This is a genomic window from Bacillus sp. 1A, from assembly GCF_052682215.1.
This window is the reverse complement of the sequence record NZ_JBQYLZ010000001.1, coordinates 5,248,098-5,274,649: the sequence shown is the minus strand read 5'-3', so window position 1 is coordinate 5,274,649 and position 26,552 is coordinate 5,248,098. Positions and strand designations below refer to the sequence as shown.

At 35.5% G+C, this 26,552-nt stretch carries 27 protein-coding genes and 1 riboswitch; of the genes, 19 read left to right on the top strand and 8 right to left on the bottom strand.

The window, feature by feature from the left end; translation table 11 throughout:
- The first annotated feature begins 16 nt into the window (after positions 1-16).
- The 4 genes from ACUN0F_RS27020 (at position 17) to ACUN0F_RS27005 (ending at position 3,309) form a co-directional block, all read left to right on the top strand.
- Positions 17-1,438, top strand: a complete 1,422-nt coding sequence (locus tag ACUN0F_RS27020) for a LutB/LldF family L-lactate oxidation iron-sulfur protein (protein WP_000061936.1) — start codon at positions 17-19, stop codon at positions 1,436-1,438.
- Positions 1,438-2,148, top strand: coding sequence for a LutC/YkgG family protein (locus ACUN0F_RS27015; protein ID WP_000147203.1), 711 nt, complete (start codon positions 1,438-1,440; stop codon positions 2,146-2,148). Before ACUN0F_RS27020 ends, ACUN0F_RS27015 begins: the two co-directional genes overlap by 1 nt.
- A 112-nt stretch (positions 2,149-2,260) precedes the next feature.
- Positions 2,261-2,983, top strand: coding sequence for a prepilin peptidase (locus tag ACUN0F_RS27010; RefSeq protein WP_000495730.1), 723 nt, complete (start codon positions 2,261-2,263; stop codon positions 2,981-2,983).
- Positions 2,984-2,997: 14 nt separating this feature from the next.
- Entirely contained in the window at positions 2,998-3,309 is a 312-nt protein-coding gene (locus ACUN0F_RS27005; RefSeq protein WP_048545036.1) for a cyclic-phosphate processing receiver domain-containing protein, read from the top strand.
- A gap of 27 nt (positions 3,310-3,336) precedes the next feature.
- Here ACUN0F_RS27005 and ACUN0F_RS27000 read toward each other — a convergent pair whose 3' ends face one another.
- From ACUN0F_RS27000 to phaQ, 7 genes are all read right to left on the bottom strand, one after another.
- On the bottom strand, positions 3,337-4,188 hold the full coding sequence (locus ACUN0F_RS27000; protein ID WP_000893016.1) for a formate/nitrite transporter family protein: 852 nt from the start codon (positions 4,186-4,188) through the stop codon (positions 3,337-3,339).
- A gap of 201 nt (positions 4,189-4,389) precedes the next feature.
- Positions 4,390-5,184 carry a TerC family protein gene (locus ACUN0F_RS26995; RefSeq protein WP_000383317.1) on the bottom strand — a complete coding sequence of 265 codons (795 nt, stop codon included), beginning with the start codon at positions 5,182-5,184 and terminating at the stop codon, positions 4,390-4,392.
- Positions 5,185-5,274: 90 nt separating this feature from the next.
- Positions 5,275-5,440, bottom strand: a riboswitch (yybP-ykoY riboswitch).
- 38 nt (positions 5,441-5,478) lie between these two features.
- Positions 5,479-6,798, bottom strand: coding sequence for a TrkH family potassium uptake protein (locus tag ACUN0F_RS26990; RefSeq protein WP_000822345.1), 1,320 nt, complete (start codon positions 6,796-6,798; stop codon positions 5,479-5,481).
- Positions 6,799-6,912: 114 nt separating this feature from the next.
- Positions 6,913-7,098 carry an alpha/beta-type small acid-soluble spore protein gene (locus ACUN0F_RS26985; RefSeq protein ID WP_000241212.1) on the bottom strand — a complete coding sequence of 62 codons (186 nt, stop codon included), beginning with the start codon at positions 7,096-7,098 and terminating at the stop codon, positions 6,913-6,915.
- Between the two features lie 147 nt (positions 7,099-7,245).
- On the bottom strand, positions 7,246-7,689 hold the full coding sequence (locus tag ACUN0F_RS26980) for a MaoC family dehydratase (RefSeq protein ID WP_001067917.1): 444 nt from the start codon (positions 7,687-7,689) through the stop codon (positions 7,246-7,248).
- Between the two features lie 101 nt (positions 7,690-7,790).
- Positions 7,791-8,315: a polyhydroxyalkanoic acid inclusion protein PhaP gene (phaP, locus tag ACUN0F_RS26975; RefSeq protein ID WP_000448583.1), complete on the bottom strand. Its 525-nt coding sequence runs from the start codon at positions 8,313-8,315 to the stop codon at positions 7,791-7,793.
- A gap of 42 nt (positions 8,316-8,357) precedes the next feature.
- Positions 8,358-8,810 (bottom strand): poly-beta-hydroxybutyrate-responsive repressor, encoded by a 453-nt coding sequence (gene phaQ / locus ACUN0F_RS26970; RefSeq protein ID WP_000903018.1) that lies wholly within the window; start codon positions 8,808-8,810, stop codon positions 8,358-8,360.
- A 200-nt stretch (positions 8,811-9,010) separates the two neighbouring features.
- Here phaQ and phaR point away from each other — a divergent pair, with 200 nt between their 5' ends.
- From phaR to ACUN0F_RS26945, 5 genes are all read left to right on the top strand, one after another.
- Positions 9,011-9,493 carry a polyhydroxyalkanoic acid synthase subunit PhaR gene (gene phaR / locus ACUN0F_RS26965; RefSeq protein WP_000566954.1) on the top strand — a complete coding sequence of 161 codons (483 nt, stop codon included), beginning with the start codon at positions 9,011-9,013 and terminating at the stop codon, positions 9,491-9,493.
- A 153-nt stretch (positions 9,494-9,646) separates the two neighbouring features.
- Entirely contained in the window at positions 9,647-10,390 is a 744-nt protein-coding gene (locus tag ACUN0F_RS26960; RefSeq protein ID WP_000250416.1) for an acetoacetyl-CoA reductase, read from the top strand.
- An 82-nt stretch (positions 10,391-10,472) separates the two neighbouring features.
- A complete protein-coding gene (gene phaC / locus ACUN0F_RS26955; protein ID WP_445540454.1) occupies positions 10,473-11,558 on the top strand; it encodes a class III poly(R)-hydroxyalkanoic acid synthase subunit PhaC in 1,086 nt (361 codons plus the stop codon).
- Between the two features lie 94 nt (positions 11,559-11,652).
- Positions 11,653-12,846 (top strand): NAD(P)/FAD-dependent oxidoreductase, encoded by a 1,194-nt coding sequence (locus ACUN0F_RS26950; RefSeq protein WP_445540453.1) that lies wholly within the window; start codon positions 11,653-11,655, stop codon positions 12,844-12,846.
- Positions 12,847-12,870: 24 nt separating this feature from the next.
- Positions 12,871-14,220: a TrkH family potassium uptake protein gene (locus ACUN0F_RS26945; protein WP_001204694.1), complete on the top strand. Its 1,350-nt coding sequence runs from the start codon at positions 12,871-12,873 to the stop codon at positions 14,218-14,220.
- A gap of 38 nt (positions 14,221-14,258) precedes the next feature.
- On the opposite strand, the gene ACUN0F_RS26940 is transcribed toward ACUN0F_RS26945, so the two are convergent.
- Positions 14,259-14,594: a DUF3905 domain-containing protein gene (locus tag ACUN0F_RS26940; RefSeq protein WP_000725963.1), complete on the bottom strand. Its 336-nt coding sequence runs from the start codon at positions 14,592-14,594 to the stop codon at positions 14,259-14,261.
- Positions 14,595-14,740: 146 nt separating this feature from the next.
- Here ACUN0F_RS26940 and ACUN0F_RS26935 point away from each other — a divergent pair, with 146 nt between their 5' ends.
- The 10 genes from ACUN0F_RS26935 (at position 14,741) to ACUN0F_RS26890 (ending at position 26,478) form a co-directional block, all read left to right on the top strand.
- The gene (locus tag ACUN0F_RS26935) at positions 14,741-14,893 is read left to right on the top strand and encodes a hypothetical protein (RefSeq protein ID WP_000240799.1); all 153 of its coding nucleotides are present in this window, start codon (positions 14,741-14,743) and stop codon (positions 14,891-14,893) included.
- 229 nt (positions 14,894-15,122) lie between these two features.
- A complete protein-coding gene (locus ACUN0F_RS26930; RefSeq protein WP_000750909.1) occupies positions 15,123-16,199 on the top strand; it encodes a putative 2-aminoethylphosphonate ABC transporter substrate-binding protein in 1,077 nt (358 codons plus the stop codon).
- Positions 16,200-16,219: 20 nt separating this feature from the next.
- Positions 16,220-17,221, top strand: coding sequence for a putative 2-aminoethylphosphonate ABC transporter ATP-binding protein (locus tag ACUN0F_RS26925; RefSeq protein ID WP_000006170.1), 1,002 nt, complete (start codon positions 16,220-16,222; stop codon positions 17,219-17,221).
- On the top strand, positions 17,222-18,979 hold the full coding sequence (locus ACUN0F_RS26920; protein WP_060489478.1) for a putative 2-aminoethylphosphonate ABC transporter permease subunit: 1,758 nt from the start codon (positions 17,222-17,224) through the stop codon (positions 18,977-18,979).
- A 21-nt stretch (positions 18,980-19,000) separates the two neighbouring features.
- Positions 19,001-19,795 carry a phosphonoacetaldehyde hydrolase gene (phnX, locus tag ACUN0F_RS26915; RefSeq protein ID WP_426967516.1) on the top strand — a complete coding sequence of 265 codons (795 nt, stop codon included), beginning with the start codon at positions 19,001-19,003 and terminating at the stop codon, positions 19,793-19,795.
- A 15-nt stretch (positions 19,796-19,810) separates the two neighbouring features.
- Positions 19,811-20,908 carry a 2-aminoethylphosphonate--pyruvate transaminase gene (phnW, locus tag ACUN0F_RS26910; RefSeq protein ID WP_000138238.1) on the top strand — a complete coding sequence of 366 codons (1,098 nt, stop codon included), beginning with the start codon at positions 19,811-19,813 and terminating at the stop codon, positions 20,906-20,908.
- Positions 20,905-22,089 carry a saccharopine dehydrogenase family protein gene (locus ACUN0F_RS26905; RefSeq protein ID WP_445540452.1) on the top strand — a complete coding sequence of 395 codons (1,185 nt, stop codon included), beginning with the start codon at positions 20,905-20,907 and terminating at the stop codon, positions 22,087-22,089. Before phnW ends, ACUN0F_RS26905 begins: the two co-directional genes overlap by 4 nt.
- 40 nt (positions 22,090-22,129) lie before the next feature.
- On the top strand, positions 22,130-22,912 hold the full coding sequence (locus tag ACUN0F_RS26900) for a DeoR/GlpR family DNA-binding transcription regulator (RefSeq protein ID WP_000117659.1): 783 nt from the start codon (positions 22,130-22,132) through the stop codon (positions 22,910-22,912).
- A 429-nt stretch (positions 22,913-23,341) separates the two neighbouring features.
- Entirely contained in the window at positions 23,342-25,600 is a 2,259-nt protein-coding gene (locus ACUN0F_RS26895) for an NEAT domain-containing leucine-rich repeat protein (protein ID WP_445540451.1), read from the top strand.
- A gap of 248 nt (positions 25,601-25,848) precedes the next feature.
- Positions 25,849-26,478, top strand: coding sequence for a class II aldolase/adducin family protein (locus ACUN0F_RS26890; protein ID WP_000895986.1), 630 nt, complete (start codon positions 25,849-25,851; stop codon positions 26,476-26,478).
- Positions 26,479-26,552: the final 74 nt, after the last annotated feature.

Genomic DNA, 26,552 nt, shown 5'->3' with positions numbered 1-26,552 from the left:
AGGGGGAACATAAGCTATGTCTATGAAAATCAGTGAGAAAAAATTTAATGATCGCGTTGGCGATGGAATTCAAGATTCTTTTATGCGTGGAGCAGTATCTTCTGCGCAAACACGCTTATATACGAATCGCTTAAAAGCAGCGGAAGAATTAGGAAACTGGGAAGAGTGGCGTGAACTAGGTGAACAAATTCGCCAACATACGTTAGAAAATCTTGATTATTACTTAATGCAGTTAAGTGAAAATGTATCAAAAAGAGGCGGACATGTGTACTTTGCGAAAACGAAAGAGGAAGCAGCAAAGTATATTCAAGACGTTGCAAAAAAGAAACAAGCGAAGAAAGTTGTAAAATCAAAATCAATGGTAACTGAAGAAATTAGTATGAATCATGCCCTTGAAGAGATTGGTTGTGAAGTGTTAGAAAGTGACTTAGGAGAGTATATCTTGCAAGTAGATAACGATCCACCTTCACATATTATTGCGCCCGCACTTCATAAAAACAGAACGCAAATTCGTGATGTATTTAAAGAAAAGCTTGGCTATGAAAATTCTGATGATCCATATGAAATGACAAAGTTTGTTCGTAAACAACTTCGTGAGAAATTTATGGATGCAGAAATTGGTGTGACAGGTTGTAACTTTGCAGTTGCAAATACTGGCTCTCTTTGTTTAGTAACGAACGAAGGTAATGCCGATCTTGTTATGTCGATTCCGAAAACTCAAATTGCAGTAATGGGTATGGAACGTATGGTTCCGACAATGGAAGAATTAGATGTTTTAGTTGGTTTACTATGTCGTAGTGCAGTAGGGCAAAAATTAACAAGTTATGTAACTGTAGCGGGACCAATTCAAGAAGAGGAAGTAGATGGACCAGAAGAATTCCACTTAGTTGTTGTTGATAATGGCCGCTCTCAAATTCTTGGATCTGAATTCCGCTCAGTATTGCAATGTATTCGTTGTGCTGCTTGTGTTAACGTATGTCCTGTATATCGTCACGTTGGTGGACATTCGTATGGTTCTATATACTCAGGACCAATCGGTGCGGTATTAACACCACTTTTAGGTGGATACGATGATTACAAAGAGCTTCCATATGCCTCTAGTTTATGCGGAGCGTGTACAGAAGCTTGTCCAGTAAAAATACCATTGCATGATTTATTATTAAAACATCGTCAAGTAATTGTTGAGCAAGAAGGACGTGCACCACTTGCAGAAAAATTAGCAATGAAAATGTTTAGTATGGGTGCATCTTCAGCAGCTTTATATAAAATGGGATCAAAAATGGCGCCAGCAGCAATGAGTCCATTTACATCCGGCAACCGTGTATCAAAAGGTGTTGGGCCACTTAAAAACTGGACAGATATTCGTGAATTCCCGGCTCCAAGTAAAGAACGATTCCGTGATTGGTATAAAGATCATAAGAAAGGCGGGGACAAATAATGACAGGATTAATTCAAAACCGTGAGTCCTTTCTAGATAATATTGCAAAAGAACTTGGACGTGAGCGGAAAACGGAAGGCGTAAAGCGTCCAGCATGGAAAAGTAATGTGAATGTAGAAACGCTAAAAGATTATTCAAAAGAAGAATTGTTAGAAGTATTTAAAAATCAATGTACAAACATTCATACAACTGTAGTGGAAACGACAAACGACCGTTTACGTGAAGATATTCAAAAAGTAATCGTGGAAAACGGTGGGGGACCTATTATGTTATCGGCAGACGAACGTTTTGATTCTTATGGATTGACTTCTTTATTTAAAGAAGAGCTTCCAAAGCAAAATGTTGAAGTGAATGTATGGGATCCTGAGAAAAAAGAAGAGAATATGCGTATCGCAGAAAGAGCGAATATTGGAATCGCATTTAGTGATTATACTTTAGCTGAATCTGGTACGATTGTTGTACAAAGTCATAAAGGCCAAGGTCGTTCTTTACACTTTTTACCGACTGTATACTTTGCTATTATTCCACGTGAAACACTTGTGCCTCGTATTACACAAGCAGTTCAGGATATGAACACACGTGTAGAAAATGGCGAGGCAGTAGCATCTTGTATTAACTTTATTACAGGACCTAGTAACTCGGCAGATATTGAAATGAATCTTGTTGTCGGAGTACACGGACCATTAAAAGCAGTATATTTCATCGTATAAAAGAGGGGAAAGCAGGCCGGAAAATGGCCTGCTTTTTTAATAGAATAGAAATAATATGAAGTAGAAGTTCTCTCCTTTTTTTGCTATGTTCTTCTGGAAAGGAGAGGAAGGGATGTTCACTTATTTATATGCATTGTTAGTGGGGATGGTGTTTGGTTCTTTTTTTATGTTAATTGCGATGAGAGTACCGCTTGGTGAGTCTATCATTACCCCGCGTTCACATTGTCATTATTGTAAGTATGTGCTAAAGCCAAAAGAATTGATTCCAATCATTTCTTTTTGTATACAAAGAGGACGTTGTACGAATTGTAAGAGGAAAATTTCAATTTTGTACGTAGTATTTGAACTTGTAACAGGAATGATATTTCTTCTTACTGTATATATGATTGGGGTGGAACGAGAGCTTATCATCATTTTATCGCTTTTTTCGCTACTTCTTATTATTTCAGTTACAGATTACATATATATGTTAATCCCAAATCGTATTTTAGCTTGGTTTGCCTGTTTACTCATTTTAGAATGTGTTTTTGTGCCGTTAGTGACTTGGACAGATAGTATAGTTGGTAGTGGCGTTATATTCATTTTGTTATATTGCATGCAAAAGATATATCCAGAAGGGCTTGGTGGAGGAGATATAAAATTACTTTCGTTACTTGGATTTATAGTGGGACTGAAAGGGATTTTTATGATTTTATTTTTAGCATCTTGCTTTAGTCTTTGTTTCTTTGGAGTTGGTATAGTATTAAAACGTATGAAAATGAGGAGCCAAATTCCGTTCGGTCCTTTTATCAGCCTTGGGGCAATATGTTACATGTTGTTCACGTATACAAAATAGAGAGAGGATAGAACATGAATGTATATATGGATGATCAAAGAAGTTGTCCGTACGGGTATGTGCCCGCCACTACAGTAGAATGTGCCTTGCAAATGGTTCGGGATTATGATGTGAATATTCTTTCCCTTGATTTTAATATGGGATGGGGGAAAAGAAATGGATTAGATTTTGTAGAGGCTTTTTGTAAAGAGGGTTTATATGTAAATGAAATTCACCTTCATACGAATGATGTCATCGGTATGCACAAGATGAAACAGAGAATTAATAAGGGAAAGGAAGAAGGCGAAATTAATCCGCACCTTGTTGTTAAATATGTGGGAAGCTAAAAACTCCAAAGTAAAACTTTGGAGTTTTTAATGTTTCATATGTGCTTGTAACGGAATGATTTCTTCTTGTTGAGCCGCTACTAATTCAGTTTCTTCTTGTTTCACGTCAGGTACTTTCTTTGTTAAGTAATGGTATACCATGCCGACAAAGACGGACCCGCCAATAATGTTACCGATTGTAACTGGAATTAAGTTATGAATAGCACCTGCAAAAGAAATTGTCTCCGGATGCGGTGAAACTAAAGATAGAGCAAACAGTGATAAGTTTGCAATGCTATGCTCGTAACCGGATAAGAAGAATGTGAAAACGAGTAGCATCATCATCATAATTTTTGCTGTATCACCTTTCACTTGAGAAGGTAAGAAACACGCAAGACATACAAGCCAGTTACATAAAATTGCTTTAAAGAATAATTGTATTGTAGGTGTATTCATTTTTCCTTCTACTACTTTATTCATGAAATGGCCGTGATCAATTGCTTCGAAAATTCCAGTTGCATAAAATAGTAAGGCAAAGAATAAAGCTCCAGCTAAATTCCCTGCATAACAAGCGACCCAGTTACGAAGTGTATCAGAAATCGTTGTTTCTTTTCTTAAAGTTGCTACAGTGAAGTACATTGTGTTTCCAGTAAACAATTCAGCACCGCCATATATAATAAGTACGAGGGCAATTCCGAAAAACATAGAAGCAGCTAAATAAGTTGCCGGTGAATCTGCAATGTGAAAAAAGTTACCTAATTTAAAACATAGTACAATAATAAAACCGATATAAATACCCGCAAGTGCGGCACGAATGAAATATTGCATCGGGTTTGTATCTAGCATTTGTTTTTTGCTCTTAGCCAGTTTGACAACATAATCTATTCCTTGCTCTAGCATGAGTAATACGCTCCTTTAGTACATCATCTATAAATACTCCTTATATGAATAAAGTACATGGAATTGTTCTTAGTTTCAATAAGTTTGTGCAATGTTTCACAAAAAGGACATACATATATTGAGAAAACGCTTACAAATGGTAGTATAATAGAATTTTTTCTGGACATTGAGGGGGGAAGGGAAAAAGAAAAAGCGCTGTAATTACAGCGCTTTTTCGTCTAAATTCTTTTCTACTTTTACTTCTACTTCTTTCGAGAAGAACCAACCGCCAACTGCGATTCCGACTAATACAATCCAGAATGTAAGCTTCCATAGTGTAGATTCTGGGAATGAATGCGGAATTACATTTAATGCAGGGTGTGCTAATGTATAAACTGCTAGTTTCACACCAACCCAACCTACAATTAAGAATGCTGCAGTTTCAAGTCCTGGTTTACGTTTTAAGATTTGTACGAAAGCAGTTGCTGCAAATCTCATAATGATTAACCCGATAAGTCCACCTACAAAGATAACAACGAATTGCCCAGTATCAAGACTACCAATTGTACCTAATCCTGTTTTTGGTAAAGTCATTGCTAATGCAACTGCAGCTAAAATTGAATCAACTGCGAAGGCGATATCAGCAACCTCAACTTTAAATACAGTCCACCAAAAGTTCTCTTGTTTTTTCTTTGCTTCTTTTTCTTCTGTTTCTTCATCCGTATTCTTTTTAACATACGTTTTAAATAAGTGATTACCAGCGATAAACATAAGGTAAATGGCACCGATTGCTTGCACTTGCCATACGTCGACTAGGAACGAAATCATAAATAACGATCCGAAACGGAAAACAAATGCCCCCGCTAATCCGTAAAATAGTGCCTTCTTTCGTTTTTCTTCTGGTAAATGTTTTACCATAATTGCAAGAACGAGAGCGTTATCAGCCGCTAAAATCCCCTCTAGTGCAATTAGGATGAGTAATACCCAACCATACTCCAATAATAATGATACATCCATGTACATTCTCCTCTCATTTCTATAAGTACTAAATAAGTGAAGAATTTCCCCACTATTTAGTTTCCCCATACTCCTGCCTATTAACTTTGGAAGAATTTGGAAATTAATACAAAAAAGACCTCTGCCGTTAATAGGCAAAGGTCTTGCTAGACATATGTAATGAAAATGCCAACAAAGCCGGAAGAACTAAGTTCTACGTAATGACGACTTTGTTTCCAAGAAATATTCTTGGACGCTACTCCCCTTTGGAGATATGCTATTGTACTCTCATTATATGGATAATGTATACGGTTGTCAACCTGTTAAAATATCTTCATTCGGATATTTTATTTTTCGGTTCTTTTTACGTGCAAATGAAAAAGCCAATGTTAAAGGTCCCATTTTCCCAAAAAACATCATAAAGATGATAATAGCTTTTCCGATCATAGTTAAGTGTGGTGTGAAATTCATACTGAGACCGACAGTCCCAAATGCTGAAAATACTTCGAAAGCACTCATCAATAGAGGAACTCGCTCAGTAATACTTAAAATTAAAATAGCAAAAAAGATAAATGAAATGGAAATAATAGTGATGGTTAATGCTTTGACAATGAGAGTATCTTTAATAGATTTTTTAAACACGACAATATCATCTTGTTCTTGTAAAAATTTAAATACCCCAAAAAACATGATTAAAAATGTTGTTAACTTAATTCCACCACCGGTTGAAGCACTACCAGCGCCAATAAACATAAGGAGCATCATTAATAGTAGGGAAGGCTTTGATAATGCAGAAATATCAACTGTATTAAACCCGGCAGTACGAGTTGAAACCGCCTGGAAATAAGCGGCCATTCCTTCTTCAAATGGGGTAAATCCTCTCATAGAAAGGGAATTGTGGAACTCGAATATAAAAATAAAAACAGTCGCAATAATATTGACGATTAGAGTAGAAGAGAGCATAAGTTTTGAGTGTAATGTAAGGTTTTTAAAATTTTTCTTTCTTTTTATATCCACGATTACTGTAAAACCAATCCCACCTAAAATAATGAGGGAGGAGATAACGAGATTGACAAGAATGCTATGAGAATGGGACATTAAATTATCGCTCCACACAGAAAAACCAGCATTGTTAAAAGCAGAGATCGAATGAAAAAAGCTATAATAGATCCCTTTAGCAATCCCGTATTTTGGTACCCATTCAAAAGAAAGAATCAAAGTAGCGATACATTCGACTGTAAAAGAGAATAAAAATAATGCTTTGGCAAGACGAATGACGCCACCAATGTTCGTTTGGTTTAACGCTTGTTGCAGTAAAATTCGGTTTTGAAGACCAATTTTTCTGCCGAGCATAATTGCAATTAAAACGGCAAAGCTCATAATGCCAAGTCCCCCTACTTGTATAAGCGTTAAAATGACACACTGTCCAAACAAAGTAAATACTTTTCCGGTGTCTACAACACCAAGCCCAGTAACAGTACAAGCAGAAACTGTTGTAAATAAAGCGTCGATCCATGAAATAGAAGTTGTTGTAGCAATTGGTAGTTTTAATAAGCATGTACCGATAATTGATAACGTAATAAAAGACAAAGTAAGAACACGGGGAGGACTCATGCTAATATTAATCCGTTTCATGTCACATATCGTTCCTTTCAGTTTGCTCTTACTAGTATGTGAAAAAGCACGATTATGTATGTTAAAAATAGAAAGAGGCAGAGAATATCTGCCTCTAAGCCATAGGTTATTGTATTATCCACGTAATTGTTGTTGAGCTAAAGCGACTAGTCGTTTCGTTACTTCACCGCCAACTGAACCGTTTGAACGAGATGCTGTATTAGAACCTAAGCTAACACCGAATTCTTGTGCGATTTCATATTTAAATTGTTCAAGCGCTTGTTCTGCACCTGGAACTAGTAATTTGTTTGTTTTTACCATGTTGATACACATCCTTATGAGTAGTCCAGTTCAGCTAAATACTTATCTAAACTGGTAACGTTATTTTATGTGGAAACGACGTACTCATACACGGAAGTAATCGGTGTGATTAGAAGTTATTGGATAGAAAAAAGAGTAGCAAATTTGCTACTCTTTTTTCAGTATTGTCGCTGTACCTTCCACGACAATATCACCGGATTGATTATATATGTTTGTTTGCAACGTAATGATTTTTTTATCGTCTCGTTTTTTAATGACTTCTGCCACAACGCGAAGTGTATCACCGATTTTGACAGGAGCACGGAATGAAACGTTTTGAGATAAATAAATCGTGTTTTTGCCAGGGAGTTTCGTTCCAAGAATCGTCGAAATGAAACTGGAAACGAGCATGCCATGAGCAATACGTTCTTTAAACATTGTCGTTTTTGCAAAAGAATCTAAAATATGAATAGGATTCACATCTCCAGTTAATTTTGCAAAATTAATAACGTCCTCATCCGTAATAGTTTTTGTAAGGGATGCTTGATCACCGACTTGAATCTCATCATAACGAAGCTCCGGAACAGTTTGTGCTTCTTGAAATGGATTCATTTTGGCCTCCTTCTTTTCCATATCGAAAAATGCTAGCCATCTTGATGTAGTAGGAGGAAGAAAGAGTTTTGTTTGTGCTGCAGTTAGCTCCCACATTTTTCTTACTTGATGGAAGTAAATAAATTTTTTGAGTTTTCCTCGAACTGCTTTGCGAGTTCTAGTTGTTTGGACTTGAACTCTCCCAAAAAAACTTCTAACTGTTTTTGAACCTCTTCACGTTGTAATTGTTGTTGTTCAATAAATTGTTTTGTTGTTTCTTCAAATTGACCGCTAGTTTGAGTAAGAATAGACAAAGATGTTTTCGTAGGAGAAACAGTCAGTTGGTGCATTTGATTAGAAAGTTCATTCCATTTCCCTTGCCACTCGTTAATTTGATCATTTAAGGAGTTTCCAGTTAATTGCTTCACGTAATCTGTATATTGGTTATTGAACTGAGCAGTGAATTGTTGTAGTTCTTTTTCTAGTTCATCTACTCCTGATGTTAATTTATGCAAAGCGTCTTGTTGTTGTTTTAAAGTTTCTAAAGTAAGTTGCTCTAATTGTTTCCCCGCTGAAGAGAAGAGGGAAAGAGATTGAGACCAGTTTTTCCAAAATGCATCGACTAATTCGTATGGCTTAGTTTCCATTGTTTGACCTCCAAATGTTTTTTTGCATATTGTGAACGCAGATCACTCTGCTGTACCACCAGGTGAAGATGAAGAATCCTTTTCATCCTTTTCTGGAGAAGTAGAAAATGGAAAGAACGCATTGGTGTATAACGTAAAAAACGTCCGCAACATATTTTGATAATGTTCAAAAGAAGTTGCACATGTTGTTAAATATTGCTCTCCATATTCTGTTAAAGAATAAATTCGTTTCGCTGGACCGCCTTCACTTGTATCCCAAGTGGAAGAAATGAGATTTTCTTTTTCTAACTTGCGCAATGTTCTATACACATTACCTTGGTCAACAGAAGAAAAGCCGATGTCCATTAGCATTTGAATGAGTTTGTAACCATGAAGACTCCAGTCTTTTAGACAGAGAAGTAAGAAAGGAACTAAGAAGTTTTTGGGCATGGAGTTTGGTTGTTTCGCTTGGTTTTTTTCCAAACTTTCTGGGTGTTCTGGTTCATTATGTAGCATGATTGTACATCACCTCATGAATCAGTTAGATGGAATTTTTTTTGCTTATAAGTGCAATTTACACCTATCTGTTTTTAATGTCAACACATTTATCGGAAAATAAAGAAAAATAAAATATAGACTTGAAGTTTTATTCAGAATATTAGAAAATAGTGAATAGGTTGAATTGTTTCAAAAACGAAAAAGGGAGTGTAGGCGAAGTGATTGATCAAAAATTCGATCCATTGCAAGCATGGAAAAATGCTTATGAACAAACCGAAACATTTTGGGGAAAAGCGCTCAATGAAACAATTAAAACAGAAGAATATTCTGCTTGGATGGGCAGCGTTCTAGATTTGAATTTGTTTTATCAGAAAGCATTAAATGATACGACAAAAAATTATTTAGAACAGGTGAATGTGCCGACGAGAGAGGATATCGCTAGAGTAGCTACGCTTGTTATCAATTTAGAAAATAAAGTTGATAACATTGAGGAAATTCTAGAAGAGAAAGTGGATTCATTAGGACAAGCTCCTACATTAAAGCGTGATGTTACGAAAGTAAAACAAGATATTCGCACGCTAGAAACGAAAGTTGATCAAATTTTAGAGTTACTAGAAAAGCAAAATGCAGTACTAGCGAAACTACAAGTACCTGCAAAAGAAGAAGTAAAACCTGCGAATAAGCCGGAAAATAAAAAATGATAATAGCGTTTGTTTATAACGTGTAAAAGGGAAAGGGAGAATCTCTTTTTCATGTATAAACAACGAAACATAATTGATATATGGACTCTATTCATATGAGTACCAAAATGATTCATAACAATCGTTCGCAAATTCATTTAAGGGGGAAAAGAAATGGTTCAATTAAATGGCAAAGTAGCAATCGTAACAGGTGGGGCAAAAGGAATTGGAAAAGCAATTACAGTAGCATTAGCACAAGAGGGAGCAAAAGTAGTTATTAACTATAACAGCAGTAAAGAAGCAGCTGAAAACTTAGTAAATGAATTAGGAAAAGAAGGACATGACGTTTACGCAGTTCAAGCGGATGTTTCTAAAGTAGAAGAAGCAAACAGACTTGTAGAAGAAGCTGTGAATCATTTTGGTAAAGTTGATATTCTTGTTAATAATGCTGGTATTACAAGAGATCGTACATTCAAAAAATTAAATCGTGAAGATTGGGAGCGCGTAATTGACGTGAACTTGAGCAGTGTATTTAATACAACAAGCGCGGTACTTCCATACATATCAGAAGCAGAAGAAGGAAGAATCATTAGTATTTCTTCTATTATTGGCCAAGCTGGTGGATTTGGACAAACAAACTACTCTGCAGCAAAAGCAGGGATGTTAGGATTTACAAAATCATTAGCATTAGAGCTTGCAAAAACAAATGTAACTGTAAACGCAATTTGCCCAGGATTTATTGATACTGAAATGGTAGCAGAAGTACCAGAAGAAGTACGTCAAAAAATTGTTGCGAAAATCCCGAAAAAACGTTTTGGTCAAGCTGATGAAATTGCAAAAGGTGTAGTATACCTATGCCGTGACGGTGCGTATATCACAGGTCAGCAATTAAACATTAACGGCGGATTATACATGTAATGAAGTAAGAAAAAAGTGCATATCCATAGCAGGAATGCACTTCTTTTTTTAGAAATAAATCGACCGAAAAGGAGATAGAAAAATGACTACATTCGTAACGGAATGGGAAAAGCAATTGGAGTTGTACCCAGAAGAATATCGTAAAGCATATCGCCGTGTGAAAAGAGCGAGCGAAGTTTTATTACGCGAACCAGAACCACAAGTTGGTTTAACACCGAAAGAAGTTATTTGGACGAAGAATAAAACGAAGCTGTATCGTTACATTCCAAAACAAGAAAAAACACAGAGAGTTCCAATCCTATTAATATACGCGCTTATTAATAAACCGTATATTATGGATTTAACTCCAGGAAATAGTTTAGTGGAATATTTAGTAGATCGTGGTTTTGATGTGTATATGCTTGATTGGGGCACATTTGGTTTAGAAGATAGTCATTTGAAATTTGATGATTTCGTGTCTGATTATATTGCAAAAGCAGTGAAGAAAGTAATGAGAACTGCGAAATCGGACGAGATTTCTTTACTTGGTTATTGCATGGGTGGAACGCTAACTTCTATTTATGCAGCACTTCATCCGCACATGCCAATTCGCAACTTAATCTTTATGACAAGTCCTTTTGATTTCTCTGAAACAGGATTATATGGTCCTTTATTAGATGAGAAATACTTCAATTTAGATAAAGCGGTTGATACATTCGGAAATATTCCGCCAGAAATGATTGATTTCGGAAATAAGATGTTAAAACCAATTACAAACTTTGTAGGTCCATATGTCGCTTTACTCGATCGTTCAGAAAATGAGCGCTTCGTCGAAAGCTGGAAATTAGTTCAAAAGTGGGTTGGTGACGGTATTCCATTCCCAGGTGAATCGTATAGACAATGGATTCGTGATTTTTATCAAAATAATAAATTAGTGAAAGGTGAACTCGTTATTCGTGGACAAAAGGTAGACCTTGCAAATATTAAGGCGAATGTCTTAAATATTTCTGCGAAACGTGATCATATCGCCCTGCCATGCCAAGTAGAAGCTTTGCTAGACCATATTTCTAGCACAGATAAACAATATGTATGTTTACCAACGGGACATATGTCGATCGTTTACGGTGGAACAGCGGTAAAACAAACATATCCGACGGTTGGAAATTGGCTGGAGGAGCGTTCTAATTAAAAATAAAAAGTCCAACTAGCGTATGTTAGTTGGATTTTTTTATGGGAAATAACAAAAGATAGAAAGGAGAAATTTATATTTTAGGAGTATAATTATGAAACGTATGACTGGTAAGTTGTTTTGGAATACAGGAGTTTCTATACCTTGTTATCCATCATTAGAAAATGATATGATATGTGATGTGCTTGTAGTCGGAAGCGGAGAAGCAGGTGCTCATATAGCGTATTCGTTAGCGAAAATTGGAATGCGTGTTACGCTCATTGAAAAACGAGCAATCGCATGTGGTAGCACAGCTACTAATAAAGGTTTACTACAATTTCTTCATGATAAATCGCTAACCTCACTTATCCATACATTTGGTGAAAAAAAGGGGGTACGAGCATATAAGCTTTGTTACGAAGCGCTACGAACAATGGAGCAAGTTGTACCGACTCTCGATATTGATCCCCAGTTTATTCCGCGAAGTAGTTTGTATTATGCAAGTAGAAATGAGGATGTATCGTTTTTACAAGAAGAATATAATACGTTACGCCATTATGGATTCCCGGTTGAATATTTTACCCATTCACATATGAAGAAGAAGTATTCATTTATAAAACAAGCAGCGTTATATACGCATGGTGATGCCGAAGTGAATCCGTATTTATTAGCGCATAGCCTTTTGCATAAAGCAAATCAAATGGGAGCTACTATACTTGAGCATACAGAGGCCATACATATAAAAAAACGCCAAAACGATTTAATTTGTTACACGAAAACAGGAAATCAAATTGTAGCAAAGAATATTATTATGGCGACAGGTTATGAAGCACTTTTCGGAAAGAAAGAAAAAAATACAACAGTGGAAACATCATATGCAGTGGTGACAAATAAGGTAGATTCATTTGAAGGCTGGCATGAACAATCATTAATTTGGGAAACAGCACGGCCTTACTTATATTTTCGAACGTATCAAAACCGTATTATTGTAGGCGGATTAGATGAAGCGATGCAAATTCAAGCAATTGGTGATACGAAATTATTGCATAAGCGTGATATCCTTATTAACATTGTAAAAGAGATGTTCCCACAGTATAAGAATATACAGGCAGAGTACTATTGGGCGGCAGCATTTGGCGGTAGTCATGATGGTCTCCCTATTTTAAAAGAAGACAAAGAGATACATAATTTATTTTACGCATTGCCGTATGGAGGTAATGGAACTGTGTATGGAATGGTATTTGCCAAATTATTTGAGCAGTTATTTACAAATAAAGAAAGTGAAGATTTTTCTTTATTTAATCGATAGAAAAAAAGGTAGCGAAGTGATGGAATGAGAGATATAAAAAAGTTTTTACAAAAATTACGTCCTGTACAACTCATTGTTTTGTTTTATTTATTAGCAGTAGTTGTATCGGTGATATTGCTTAGTTTCCCGTTTGTTACGAAGTCTGGTGTGAAATGGACATTTATCGATGCCCTCTTTACATCTGTTAGTGCGGTAAGTGTTACGGGACTGTCTGTTGTTACGATTTCAGATACATTTACTACGGCAGGAATTATTATGTTAGCCCTTATTTTACAATTAGGCGGCTTAGGAATTATGGCACTTGGTACGTTTGTTTGGATTATAACGGGGAAAAAGATCGGTTTGCAGAGAAGAAGACTCATTATGGCAGACCATAATCAAGGGAATTTATCAGGCCTTGTAGAATTGATGCGTTCTATTTTAATTGTAATTATTTCGATAGAACTTATTGGAGCGATACTATTAGGTACAAGATTTCTACTTTATTTTCCAACTTGGCAAGAAGCTTATTTTCACGGTTTCTTTGCCGCTGTTAGTGCAACTACGAACGGGGGATTTGATTTAACTGGACAATCACTAATTCCGTACAAAAAAGATTATATTGTGCAAATGATTCATATGTTACTTATTATTTTAGGAGCGATTGGCTTCCCGGTGTTAATGGAAATAAAGCAATTCTTTAGTAAAAGGCGACAGCAACTATTCCGCTTTTCGTTATTTACAAAATTGACGACAACAACATTTTTTGCACTCGTTATCGTTGGAACAATTATGATTTTTTTACTAGAACGAAATCAATTTTTAGCAGGAAAGTCATGGCATGAAACAGTTTTCTATACATTATTCCAATCTGTGACGACGCGAAGCGGTGGACTTGCTACAATGGATATACGTGAATTGTCACAACCGACGCTTTTATTTATGAGTATATTAATGTTTATAGGGGCATCTCCAAGTTCGGTTGGGGGCGGAATACGTACAACAACATTCGCTGTTAGTATATTATCGTTATACACTTTTGCAAGAGGCGGAAGAACGGTTAGAGTCTTCAAACGTCAGTTACATGAAGAAGACGTGCTAAAAGCATCTGTCGTTATGACGATGGGTATTTTATTATGTGCCACAGCACTCTTTATTTTATCTATTACGGAAAATGTACCGCTTATGAGTTTAATTGTTGAAGTGTGTTCTGCTTTCGGAACGACAGGGCTATCGACAGGTATTACGCCAGATTTAACAACTGTTGGTAAACTTGTACTCATTGTACTTATGTTTATTGGGCGTGTCGGTATTTTAACATTTATACTGGCTAGTGGGGGAAGAGAACAGCCACCTCGCTATAAATACCCGAAAGAGCGAATTATTATTGGATAGTATGAAACCATTCTACCTATGTGAGGTAGAATGGTTTTTTAGTCGTTAATGCCAAATTGCGGATGCATAAAAGCCTCATTCTTATTATCCACTTCTTTTTTTAGCAACTCTTGATTTTCTTCTGAAATCCACCCAATATCATTTGTAGGATGAATCCATTCTTCTCCAGCCATAATGGCAGGGTCTACTTCATCAGTCCAATTGTGAAGTGGACTATTCTCGGAATCATATTTACTGTCTCCGATTACGACGTCATATTGATTTATGAAAGGTTGTTGCATCTTCTTTCCTGTTCCTTTAAAAGATGGGAAATTCATTTGATGCGGGAGCGTTTCATCTAAAATTGGTGACTGGATTTTATCTTTCTTCTTCAAAATAATCGCCCCTTTTCTAATGCTTTCTTCATAGGTAGTATTTCCATCTAGCGGCCTTATGTACTTGTTAACACTTGCCAGTAATAATTATTTAATGTTGTTTTAAACTAGAGTAGAAAGTGAATTCTTGAGAGCAGGTGAATGTATTGGTAAAAAGAAAAGTGAAACAAAATGCGGCAATCAACAATAATAAAACTCCGAAAGAAAGCTTACCAGATGCAGAATTTGCATTAGAGTATGAAGGAGAAAATAGCGCGAAGTATGCAAATCGTAATTCAAAAAAAGGTAAACAAAAATGAGGCGTTTTTTTACAAACGCCTCATTTTTTTGTGGGATTATAAAGGTTTTTTTAATTATTTGTAAATTTAGTGTTCATTATTAGCAGAAAAATGCGAAAAAACATAGAAGTAGCAACGTATTACACAAAAACAAACAACAAACAAAAGATTAATGTTGGTTTAATACTGCTTTTACACTAGTTGTTTATATTAGAGTTGTACATAAGATTTATAAAAGGAGAGAGAGACAGTGAAAAAAACAATCTTTAAAGCTGTAGCAACTGGAATGGTATTTTCGTTATTAATGGGGTGTGGTGCAAAGAAAGAAGAGAGTGCTGGGGCAAAAGTAAAGGATGATAAATTATCTGGATCATTAACTGTTTACACAGCGATTGAAGAAGAACTTGTACCAATTTACCTTGATTCTTTTAAACAGAAGTATCCAGATGTGAAACTGAACATTGTTCGTGATTCAACTGGGGTTATTACAGCGAAATTGCTAGCTGAAGGAAAAAATACACAAGCAGATGTTGTATGGGGAACAGCAGCGTCTAGTCTATTAGCTTTAGATAAAAAAGATATGTTAAAAGGATACTCTCCAAAAGGAGCGGATCGTGTTCTTCCGCAATTTAAAGATGATAAGCAACCAGAAAAATGGGTAGGTAATACGGCATTTATGACGGGGATTGCTATAAATAAAGAAGAATTAAAGAAGAAAAATTTACCGATGCCAGAATCATACGAAGACTTAACGAAACCAGAATATAAAGGAACGCTTGTTATGCCACATCCAGCTTCTTCTGGAACAGGATTTTTAACAGTTTCTGCATGGTTACAAATTATGGGTGAAGATAAAGGCTGGGATTACATGAAGAAACTTCATGATAATATAGCAACTTATACTCATTCAGGTTCAAAACCAGCGAAATTAGCAGGCGCAGGTGAATATCCAGTTGGCGTATCAATGGTTTATAGTGCTTTGAAAGAGAAACAAAAAGGTGCACCAGTTGAAGTTGTATTGCCGAAAGAAGGATTAGGTTGGGAAGTAGAAGCGAACGCACTTATTAAAAAAGATAATGCAAAAAATGAAAAATTAGCGCAAGCATTTTTAGATTGGGCAATTACTGATGATGTAATGAAGTTATACTTCGAGAAAAATGGATTTGCGACAATTAAAAATGATTATAAACTTCCAGATGGATTCCCTAAAGATGTGACAGAAAAGTTATACAAAAAGAATGACTTTAAATGGGCAGCAGAAAATCGTGACAAAATTTTAGAAAAATGGGAAAAAGAGTTTGGCCAAAAAGCAGAACCGAAAAAGTAAGTGAGTGGGAGAGAGAAAAAATGAGCGAATATTTATCAATTCAACACATTCAAAAACAGTTTGATGCATTTACAGCGTTAAAAGATATTTCTTTTACTGTGAAAAAAAATGAGTTTGTATGTTTATTAGGCCCAAGTGGTTGTGGGAAAACAACATTGCTTCGAATTTTAGCAGGGCTAGAAGAGGCAACAACAGGTAGTATAGCTGTGGATGGAAAAGATATTACAGCATTACCTCCTGGAAAGAGGAATTTCGGAATGGTGTTTCAATCATATGCATTATTTCCGAATTTAACAGCACTTGAAAACATTGAATATGGCTTAAAGACAAAAAAATATGGAAAAGCAGAAGTAAAAGAGAAAGCGCTAGAGGTGCTAGAACTTGTAGATTTGCTGAATGTAAAAGATAAATATCCTGCTCAAATGTCTGGTGGACAACAGCAGCGAGTAGCACTTGCACGTGCGCTCGCTCTGTCTCCGGATATTTTGTTACTCGATGAGCCATTATCTGCTTTAGATGCAAAAGTGCGTGAAAAGTTACGTAGAGAAATGCGTGATTTGCAAGAAAAAGTAGGAGTAACAACTATTATGGTTACGCATGATCAAGAAGAGGCATTAACGATGGCCGATAAAATTGTTGTAATGAATCATGCGGAAATTATGCAGATTGGCACACCAGAGGAGATTTATCAAAGACCAGCCAATCCATTTGTGGCAGATTTTATTGGTTCTATTAATTTCTTTTCGAAAAACAATGAAGAACATGCAATTCGTCCTGAGCATGTAACAGTTGTACAAAAGGATGGTATTAAAACGGTTGTGGAAAGTATGGAATTTCGCGGATCTGTATATCGGACAGAAGTGCGGGTCGTAGAAGAAAAAACACATCTTTATAACGAGAAAATTGTAGTGGATATATTGGCATCAGAAGTAGAAGCAACCGCAATTAGAAAAGGAAAGCCGATTCAAATCTCTTTCTCAGAAAATCATATGTTGTCATATGGAAAGAAGGTCATTGTATAGATGGAGATGTTAGAAGATTTTAAGGTAGAAAGTACGAAAAAAAAGATTAAGAGACGTATCGGTAAAGAAGAGTGGATACAAAGACTATTAATTATTGGTATGCTTCTCGCGTTTTTGATCATGCTTGTATTACCTCTATTACAATTGTTTACACAAGCTTTTTATGATAAAGATGGAGCTTTCATTGGTGTTGCGAATTTCAGTAAATATTTCACAACACCAACGCTAGTTCAATCATTACAAAATACGATATGGATTTCGGGTGCGACAACAATTATTGCAGTGACACTTGCTTTCGCTTACGCCTATGCGATCGCTCGTACGAATGTGTTTGGAAAGCGTGTATTCCAATATATTGCGTTGTTACCATTATTCGCACCAACGATGATGCATGGTATCGCACTTACATATTTATTTGGTAATCAAGGGTTAGTAACGAAAGGAATGTTTGGTTTGTTTGAAGGGATACAAATCCCTTTATATGGACCAGTAGGAATTGTAATGGCTGAAGTCATGTATACATTTCCGCAAGCATTTCTTATATTATTAATTGCTTTTCAAGGCTCTGATTATCGTTTATATGAAGCTTCTAATATGTTAGGAGCGAGTAAAACAAAGCAATTTTTCACTGTTACTTTACCTAGTGTAAAGTACGGATTAATTAGTGCGATGTTCGTTGTGTTTACACTTAGTTTCACTGATTTTGGGGCACCAAAAATTGTTGGTGGGCAATATAATGTACTTGCTACTGACGTATATAAGCAAGTAATTGGGCAGCAAAATATGCCGATGGGTGCAACTGTCGGAATGATTTTATTAATCCCAGCTATATTTGCCTTTGCAGTTGATCGCATTACGCAAAGAAAGCAGGCGAATCTCTTATCTTCCAAATCAGTACCTTACAGAATAATAAATAATAAGAAACGAGATGTTATTTCATTCGTATATTGTAGCGTAGTAACGCTTATGATCATTCTATTATTTGTGGCAGTTGGTATTGCTGCAAGTGTGAAAGTATGGCCATATAATATGAGCTTTACATTTGAGCATTTTAATTTTTCCAGTTTAACAGGAGATGGATTGGAAGCATTTAAAAATAGCGTAATTGTTTCAGCAATTACTGCAGTTATTGGAGCGGTTTTAACATTTATGTTCGCTTATGCGATTGAGAAAATAGATCAGCTACAATTTTTCCGAAAAGCAGGTTACTTTTTCTCTATCGTTCCTTTAGCGATACCAGGTTTAGTACTTGGGTTAGGCTACGTCTTCTTCTTTAGTCAACCAACAATACAAATCTTTGGACTTTCCGTAACGAACCCGTTCCATTCTCTATACGGAACAATTGCTGTGCTAGTACTAGTCAATATCATTCATTTTTATTCTGTAACATTTGTGACGGCAACGACAGCTTTAAAGAAATTAGATCGAGAGTTTGAACTTGTTTCACAGTCGATGGGGATACCGTTTTATAAAACATTCTTTCGAGTTACGGTACCGATGTGTTTACCAGCCATTTTAGAAATGGTAATGTACTACTTCGTAAATTCAATGGTAACTGTCTCAGCAGTTGTATTCCTGTATGCAGCTGATTTTAAACTAGCTGCCGTATCAATTGTAAATATGGATGATGCAGGAAATGTAGCACCAGCAGCTGCAATGAGTGTACTTATTGTTGTTACAAATATTGTAGTGAGAGTTGTATATGAATGGGGAACGAAAGCACTTCGTAACCGAACGTCACAATGGCAAAAAAGATAAATAAGAAGGGTGATGGATTGAATGAAAGTAGAAGCAGTTATTTTTGATTGGGCAGGTACAACAGTTGATTACGGATGTTTTGCACCACTGGAAGTATTTATGGAGATTTTCCATAAACGCGGTGTTGCAATTACTGCAGAAGAAGCCCGTAAGCCAATGGGATTATTGAAAATTGATCATGTTAGGGCATTAACAGAGATGACTCGTATTGCGAGTGAGTGGAATCGTATTTTCGGACAATTACCAACAGAAGCAGACATTCAGGAGATGTATGAAGAATTCGAAAAGATTCTCTTCGCTATTTTACCGCGCTATGCGTCGCCGATTAATGGAGTAAAAGAAGTGATTGCTTCTTTACGTGAAAGAGGAATTAAAATTGGTTCAACGACTGGTTATACGAGAGAAATGATGGATATTGTAGCAAAAGAAGCAGCACTACAAGGGTATAAACCTGATTTTCTTGTAACACCAGATGATGTTCCAGCAGGTCGTCCGTATCCGTGGATGTGCTATAAAAATGCGATGGAGCTTGGTGTATATCCAATGAATCATATGATAAAAGTTGGAGACACGGTATCAGATATGAAAGAGGGAAGAAATGCTGGTATGTGGACAGTAGGTGTAATTCTCGGCAGTAGCGAACTCGGCTTAACTGAAGAGGAAGTGAAGAATATGGATCCGGTAGAACTTCGTGAAAAAATAGAAGTAGTTCGCAATCGTTTCGTTGAAAATGGGGCGCACTTTACGATAGAAACGATGCAGGAACTCGAAAACGTAATGGAACATATCGAGAAACAAGAACTTATTATTTCATAAAAGGGGAATAGGATCATGACTGAAAATCACTATTTATTATTAACGCCTGGACCATTAACAACAACAAAAACAGTAAAAGAAGTTATGTTATACGATTGGTGTACGTGGGATGCTGAATATAACACAATGGTACAAGAGGTAAGAGCTAAGCTTGTATCGTTAGCAACGAAGGAAGAAGAGACATATACAACTGTTCTCATGCAAGGAAGCGGTACGTTTTCAGTTGAAGCAGTGATTGGATCTGTCGTTCCTAAAAATGGAAAGCTGCTCGTATGTACAAATGGTGCGTATGGTAAGCGAATTGTACAAATGGCAGAGATGTTACATATAGATGTGGTGGTCAGTCAAACAGAAGAGTGGGAGCCTACTAATATTGCAGCAGTAGAAAAGATATTGCAACGAGATAAAGAGATTACACATATTGCAGTTGTTCATTGTGAAACAACAACAGGTATTATCAATCCAATTGTAGATGTATGTAAATTAGGGAAGCAATACGGAAAAGTAACACTGGTTGATGCAATGAGTAGTTTTGGTGGTATTGAAATAGATATCGCTGAGTTGCAAATTGACTTTCTAATTAGTAGTGCGAATAAATGTATTCAAGGGGTTCCTGGATTCGGCTTTGTTATTGCGAAGCGCGATGAATTGGTGAAATGTAAAGGGCAGGCACGTTCATTATCATTAGACTTATTTGATCAGTGGGAAACGATGGAACATCAAAATGGAAAATGGCGTTTTACGTCACCTACACATGTTGTACACGCTTTTTATCAAGCACTACTTGAATTAGAAAAAGAGGGCGGAGTAGAAGCACGTTACAATCGATATTATAACAATCAAAAAATATTAGTGAATAGAATGAGAGAAATCGGATTTAAGCCACTAGTAGATGAAAAATATCAATCGCCTATTATTACATCCTTCATTTATCCAGAAGAGGGGTTCGATTTTGGGCAGTTATATAATGAATTAAAGTGTGATGGGTTTGTTATTTATCCAGGTAAAATTTCAAAAGTAGATACATTCCGCATTGGAAATATCGGTGATGTACATGAGGCAGATATCAATCGCTTAGTTGATAGTATCGCTAAAGGAGTTGTTATAGGTTGAAAGTATTTTGCTTAGGTGGAGCAGGTAAAATTTGTCGTGAAGCAATTTTAGATTTAGTGCAATTTTCATCTTTTGAGACGATTACAGTAGCTGATTTTAATGAAGAAGAGGGCCTGAAAGTAGTAGAATGGCTCAACGATCCTCGTGTTGATTTTGTGAAAGTAGATGTAACGAATCACGAGGATACGGTTGCAAAAATGAAAGGTTATGACATTGTAATGGACGGTACGACAATTAAGTTAAATGGATTGTCTACTCGATGTATTGCAGAAGCGGGTTGTCACGGTGTGAATTTGAATGGATTTGGTGAAGAAAATGAATCTCATTCTATATTTGCTCAAAATGAAAAAACGTGTTTACCTGGTTTTGGTATGACGCCAGGTGTAACGCAAATGATGGCAATGCATGTAGCAAATCAGCTAGATACTGTAGAGTCAGTACGTGTAAGTCATGGCTCGTACCGTCCAATTGCTTTTTCTGCATCAATTACAGAAACAACGACATATGAATATGATCCACATTTACCATCGCGTACAGTATATGAAGATGGTGAGTTTAAGCAAGTACCGCCGTTTGCGCGTCCGAGAGAAATTGAATTACCGGCGCCTTATGGTAAGGAAACGCAGTATATAATACCGCATTCTGAAACGATTACGTTAGCAAAAGCACTAGAAAATAAAGGGGTCAAACTGATAGAGACGAGAGGAACTTGGCCAAAGCAAAATATGCAGCTCGTACGTGCTTTATATGATTATAGTATATTGCGTAATGATCGGGTTGACATAAATGGGAAAGAAATTGGCATTATGGATTGTATTTCGAAGTATTTATTGCAATCGAAAGAAGGGCAAGAAACAGAAATTTACGGTTATTCGCTTCATGTAGAAGTAATAGGTATGAAAAATAATGAGAAACAAAGGCACGTATTATATCATACACACCCGTTATCTGATGGTTCTGTTGTAGGATGGGAAAAATTAAGAGCTTATACGAGAAACGTCGGTATTCCATTTGGGATTGCTACAGAGTTAATCGCAAAAGGGAGTGTAAACAAAGTTGGTGTTGTGACACCTGAGGAAGCTTTTGTAAATCCACAAATTATTTTTGATGAACTAAAAAAGCGTGGTATTCATATTCATGAAGAAGTTTTCACTGAAAAAGAAAGTCATAACTTTGTATAAGTAAGGCAGTGTATGAGGTAGAAATCAATGGGGTGAATCTATGTCTGTAGTAGGTGAAGAAAGAAAGCGAACCATTCTTGAGAAGGTAGAGTTTAAAGGGAAAGTAAAAGTTTCAGAGTTAGCGAGAGAGTTTGCTGTATCAACAGAGACGATTCGTCGTTATTTAGAAGAATTGGATCGTGAAAAGAAGTTGAAGAAAGTGTATGGCGGAGCCGTCCAACTTCCGGGAGCTGGAATAGAGGCACCAATGTTAGAACGAGAGATGCTGCATATAGAAGAGAAGAAGAGAATTGGGTATAAAGCAGCAACGTTTGTGGAAGATGGGGATGTGATTGCGATTGATGATGGAAGTACACCACTTCAAATGGTGCCCTATCTTGTTCATCGCAAAAATTTAACGATTGTAACAAGTTCATTTCCAGTAGCAACACAATTAATTTCTTCTATTAATAAAAAGATGTTTCACGGTGAAGTTTTATTTATTGGTGGAAAAGTATCTCCAAAGCATTCACGTGTGTCAGGTTCTATTTCGCAGCAAGTAATCCAGCAATTTCATTTTCATAAAGCATTCGTTTCGATTGATGGATTGTTACCTGGTTTTGGGGTTTCTAGTTTTGAATTAGAAAAGGCGAAACTGTCAGAAGCGATGCTGAAATTAGCGGAGAAAACATATATTTTATGTGATCATACAAAAGTAGGGGTAAAAGGAAATTACCGAATAGCAGCATTTTCACGTATTCAACATGTAATTTGTGATAAGAAAATGCCCTATAGTTTTGAAGAGGAAGTCAAAAATCATAATATTCAATGGACAATTTGCTAAATAAATTGAACTCCCATCTGTTTTTGAGGTGGGAGTTTTACTGTCCGCAAATAGCGGGATAAAAGATTTGTATGTATGCAAAAAGTGGACACATTTTCTCAACTCTTTCATATAATTTACCAATACAAAAAAAGTTGGTCGAAGGAAAGAAGGGAGAAGCATGTCAGAACGGATATACAATAAACTTGTATTGTATGCAAATATTTTGCAAAAAATTGGTTTTATTAATGAAAAAGAAAAAAGTGAAATTCTTCATACGCTAGGTAAAAAGGCCCTTTGATTAAAGGGTTTTTTATTTTTTATCTTTGGAAATATAAACTTAATGTAATATTACCATTGACAATGATAATGATATTCATTATCATTTACTTGTAGATAATTGATAACATTTATCAATTATGAAAATTATATATGATAGGGGATATTATTTTGAAAAAAAGTTATATTAAGGCGCTAGTAGTAGCCACAACATTAGCAATTCCATTTGCTACATACTCTACTCCAGCATTAGCAGCACTAAAGGCTGAAGCAAACCAGTCGGTGGCAGCAGCTAGTGAACGTACATACGATACTGAGATTAAAATATATAAGGATCAAAAAGATGAGCCATCTATGGTTTCTCAGTACATAAAAAATCCTAAAGTAGCAATTGAAGATGGGAAAAAAATCGTTACTGTAACAATACAAGATAGCGATTATTTTCAATATCTTAGAATAGAGGATAAAAACCAACCTGGTGTATTTCAAGATGTGAAAGTTTTATCAGAAGATAAGAGGAAAAATGGAACGAAAGTAGTCCAATTTGAAATTGGCGAATTTGAGAAGAAGCATAATATGCAAATGCATATACTTATTCCGGCCATCGGATATGATCACAAATATCAAGTTCAATTTGAAATTAAAGATCCAACTGTAGGTGACAAAGAAACAGAGAAACCAGATGATAACTCTAATTCAGGCAATACGGAAACGGATCATCCAGTTGATAGTCAAAATATGATAACAGATAACAAATTAAGAGAACTTGTTAATAAAAAAGTATTTAATAGAAAAGATTTAAATACACCAATTACGAAAGAGGAGTTATTACAAGTAAAGGACTTGTTTTTAAACACGAATGAGATTCTTGATTATAGTGCATTAAAATATATGCCAAATTTAAAATCTTTAACAGTTGCGAATGCGAAGATAACAGATCCGTCGTTCTTTGCGAATTTAAAGCAATTAAATCATTTAGCTTTGCGTGGTAATGAATTTTCAGATGTAACACCACTTGTTAATATGGATAATTTAGCATCTCTTGATTTGAGTAATAATAAAATTACAAACGTTGCACCACTCGTTGAAATGAAAAATGTAAAAAGTTTATATCTATCAGGCAACCAAATAGAAGACGTAACAGCATTAGCGAAAATGGAACAACTAGATTACTTGAATTTAGCAAATAATAAAATTACGAATGTTGCTCCATTAAGCGCGTTGAAAAATGTAACATACTTAACTTTAGCAGGTAATCAAATTGAAGATATTAAACCGTTATATTCATTACCTTTAAAAGACTTAGTATTAACGCGTAATAAAGTTAAAGATTTATCGGGTATTGATCAAATGAATCAATTAAATAAATTATTTATCGGTAAAAATCAAATTGAAGATGTGACACCACTTGCTAAAATGACTCAGCTTACAGAATTAGATTTACCTAATAATGAGTTAAAGGATATTACTCCATTATCAAATCTAGTAAACTTACAAAAACTTGATTTAGAAGCAAATTATATTTCAGACTTATCGCCAGTTAGTAAGTTGAATAAGTTAGTATATTTAAGTTTTGTTGCAAATGAAATCCGCGATGTTAGACCAGTAATAGAATTAAGTAAGAAGGCTTATATTAATGTTCAAAACCAAAAAGTCTTTCTAGAGGATACAGAGGTAAATAAAGAAGTAAAAGTACCTATATACGAAAAAGACGGCGAGGTATCTACAAAAATCCGTCTGAAGAGTGATGGTGGTACGTATAGTAATGGTGTAGTGAAATGGAGTACATCAGGTGAGAAAGTATATGAATTTGGGGTGAAAGATCCATTTAATGATACAGGTATTTTCTTCACTGGTTCTGTGATTCAAAAGGTTGTAAATGAAAAAGTAGCTGAAGAAGTAATAGAGTTTAAAGATGTACCAAAGGGCCATTGGTCAGAGAAAGCAATTAATCATTTAGCGAAAGAAAAATTATTTGTAGGTTATGGAAATGGGGAATTTGGATTTGGTGACAATATTACGCGTGGTCAAGTAGCGGTTTTAATACAAAAGTACTTGAAGTTGGAGCGTAATCTGGAACAAAAAATTAAGTTTATAGATACGAAAGGAAATGCGTATGAAGGGGCTATTGAGTCAGTTGCACAAGCCGGTATTATGACTGGATACGATAATGGTCAGTTCCGTCCAGATGGAGTATTAACTCGATATGAAATGTCAGTAGTATTACAAAAAGTATTTCAGTTAAAGGGAAATGAAAAGAGTGTAGAGAGCTTTACTGATGTGCCAAAAGGTCATTGGGCAGAAGGCTATGTGAAAGCTTTAGCGGATAATAATATATCAAAAGGTGATGGAAAAGGAAACTTTTTAGGTGATGATTTCGTAACACGTGAACAATATGCACAGTTTTTATATAACGCAATAAAGAAATAAAAGATGAGAAAATACGTTATTCTTTGATTTAAAAAGAATAACGTATTTTTTATGTACAAAATGAAATAGGTAATAGACAGGAGTATAGATATATGAATGGCCCATTTTAAAGAAGAGCTGTGAAACTATATTGACAAAAAGGCGTTCTCATGTGATAATTCAATTAAATTTTTAGAATAATCAAAAAATACTCCTTTTACATAGAAAGGATTCGAACATTATATAAATATTATGCCGGGGGTGACGAAATGTTATTTTTTCTAAAGAAATGGAATGAATTAAAAGATGTAAAATCTGAATTGGCACTTCGTGATTGGTTTTATGGTACAAAAATTAGTTTATCACTCTGTACGTCAAAAGAGCCGTTAACTTTTTTAATAAACGTTGAGGGAAGAGATAAAGGGTTATTTTCAGAAGAAGACTTTATTGTTGTTAATTGTATGTGTGAGCCAGTATTTGAAAATGAAGAAAAACCAGCTGCAGAATCGTTTATGCATGCGGATATTTATAAAAAAAGTAGTGCAGAATGTATTTTACAAGTGCAGACTGTAGATAGCCATTTAATATCAGAGTTATATGGAGAAGAAGGGGAAGTAACATTCGATAAACGTAGCGTGGAACGTGTTTTTGGCAAAGAAGGTATAACAGAAATGACAATTCCGATTGTAGAAGATGAGAAGAAATTTGCTGATTTATTAGAAAGTAATGTACCGAATTTTATTGAAGGTGGAGGAGTAGTTCTTGTTCATAATTATGGCATGATTGTGTGGGGGAAAACTCCAGAAGAAGCGAAAAAATGGCTAGAGGGTATAGAATATTTAATGAATTACCATGTAAAGTTGTTAATGATAAAAGGTGCAAAGAGCTCTGTTATATAAAATGTTTGTGATGTCGTTACAAGTCAATAAAAAATGAAAGCGTTTTAAAAAATAATTTCACTCATAAAATATAG

What these genes read in the sequence shown, in the direction of transcription:
- ACUN0F_RS27020 (WP_000061936.1), top strand. Translation starts at nt 17, where the DNA reads ATGTCTATGAAAATCAGTGAGAAAAAATTTAATGATCGCGTTGGCGAT.
- ACUN0F_RS27015 (WP_000147203.1), top strand. Translation starts at nt 1,438, where the DNA reads ATGACAGGATTAATTCAAAACCGTGAGTCCTTTCTAGATAATATTGCA.
- ACUN0F_RS27010 (WP_000495730.1), top strand. Translation starts at nt 2,261, where the DNA reads ATGTTCACTTATTTATATGCATTGTTAGTGGGGATGGTGTTTGGTTCT.
- ACUN0F_RS27005 (WP_048545036.1), top strand. Translation starts at nt 2,998, where the DNA reads ATGAATGTATATATGGATGATCAAAGAAGTTGTCCGTACGGGTATGTG.
- ACUN0F_RS27000 (WP_000893016.1), bottom strand. Translation starts at nt 4,188, where the DNA reads ATGCTAGAGCAAGGAATAGATTATGTTGTCAAACTGGCTAAGAGCAAA.
- ACUN0F_RS26995 (WP_000383317.1), bottom strand. Translation starts at nt 5,184, where the DNA reads ATGGATGTATCATTATTATTGGAGTATGGTTGGGTATTACTCATCCTA.
- ACUN0F_RS26990 (WP_000822345.1), bottom strand. Translation starts at nt 6,798, where the DNA reads ATGAAACGGATTAATATTAGCATGAGTCCTCCCCGTGTTCTTACTTTG.
- ACUN0F_RS26985 (WP_000241212.1), bottom strand. Translation starts at nt 7,098, where the DNA reads ATGGTAAAAACAAACAAATTACTAGTTCCAGGTGCAGAACAAGCGCTT.
- ACUN0F_RS26980 (WP_001067917.1), bottom strand. Translation starts at nt 7,689, where the DNA reads ATGAATCCATTTCAAGAAGCACAAACTGTTCCGGAGCTTCGTTATGAT.
- phaP (WP_000448583.1), bottom strand. Translation starts at nt 8,315, where the DNA reads ATGGAAACTAAGCCATACGAATTAGTCGATGCATTTTGGAAAAACTGG.
- phaQ (WP_000903018.1), bottom strand. Translation starts at nt 8,810, where the DNA reads ATGCTACATAATGAACCAGAACACCCAGAAAGTTTGGAAAAAAACCAA.
- ACUN0F_RS26960 (WP_000250416.1), top strand. Translation starts at nt 9,647, where the DNA reads ATGGTTCAATTAAATGGCAAAGTAGCAATCGTAACAGGTGGGGCAAAA.
- phaC (WP_445540454.1), top strand. Translation starts at nt 10,473, where the DNA reads ATGACTACATTCGTAACGGAATGGGAAAAGCAATTGGAGTTGTACCCA.
- ACUN0F_RS26950 (WP_445540453.1), top strand. Translation starts at nt 11,653, where the DNA reads ATGAAACGTATGACTGGTAAGTTGTTTTGGAATACAGGAGTTTCTATA.
- ACUN0F_RS26945 (WP_001204694.1), top strand. Translation starts at nt 12,871, where the DNA reads ATGAGAGATATAAAAAAGTTTTTACAAAAATTACGTCCTGTACAACTC.
- ACUN0F_RS26925 (WP_000006170.1), top strand. Translation starts at nt 16,220, where the DNA reads ATGAGCGAATATTTATCAATTCAACACATTCAAAAACAGTTTGATGCA.
- ACUN0F_RS26920 (WP_060489478.1), top strand. Translation starts at nt 17,222, where the DNA reads ATGGAGATGTTAGAAGATTTTAAGGTAGAAAGTACGAAAAAAAAGATT.
- phnX (WP_426967516.1), top strand. Translation starts at nt 19,001, where the DNA reads ATGAAAGTAGAAGCAGTTATTTTTGATTGGGCAGGTACAACAGTTGAT.
- phnW (WP_000138238.1), top strand. Translation starts at nt 19,811, where the DNA reads ATGACTGAAAATCACTATTTATTATTAACGCCTGGACCATTAACAACA.
- ACUN0F_RS26900 (WP_000117659.1), top strand. Translation starts at nt 22,130, where the DNA reads ATGTCTGTAGTAGGTGAAGAAAGAAAGCGAACCATTCTTGAGAAGGTA.
- ACUN0F_RS26890 (WP_000895986.1), top strand. Translation starts at nt 25,849, where the DNA reads ATGTTATTTTTTCTAAAGAAATGGAATGAATTAAAAGATGTAAAATCT.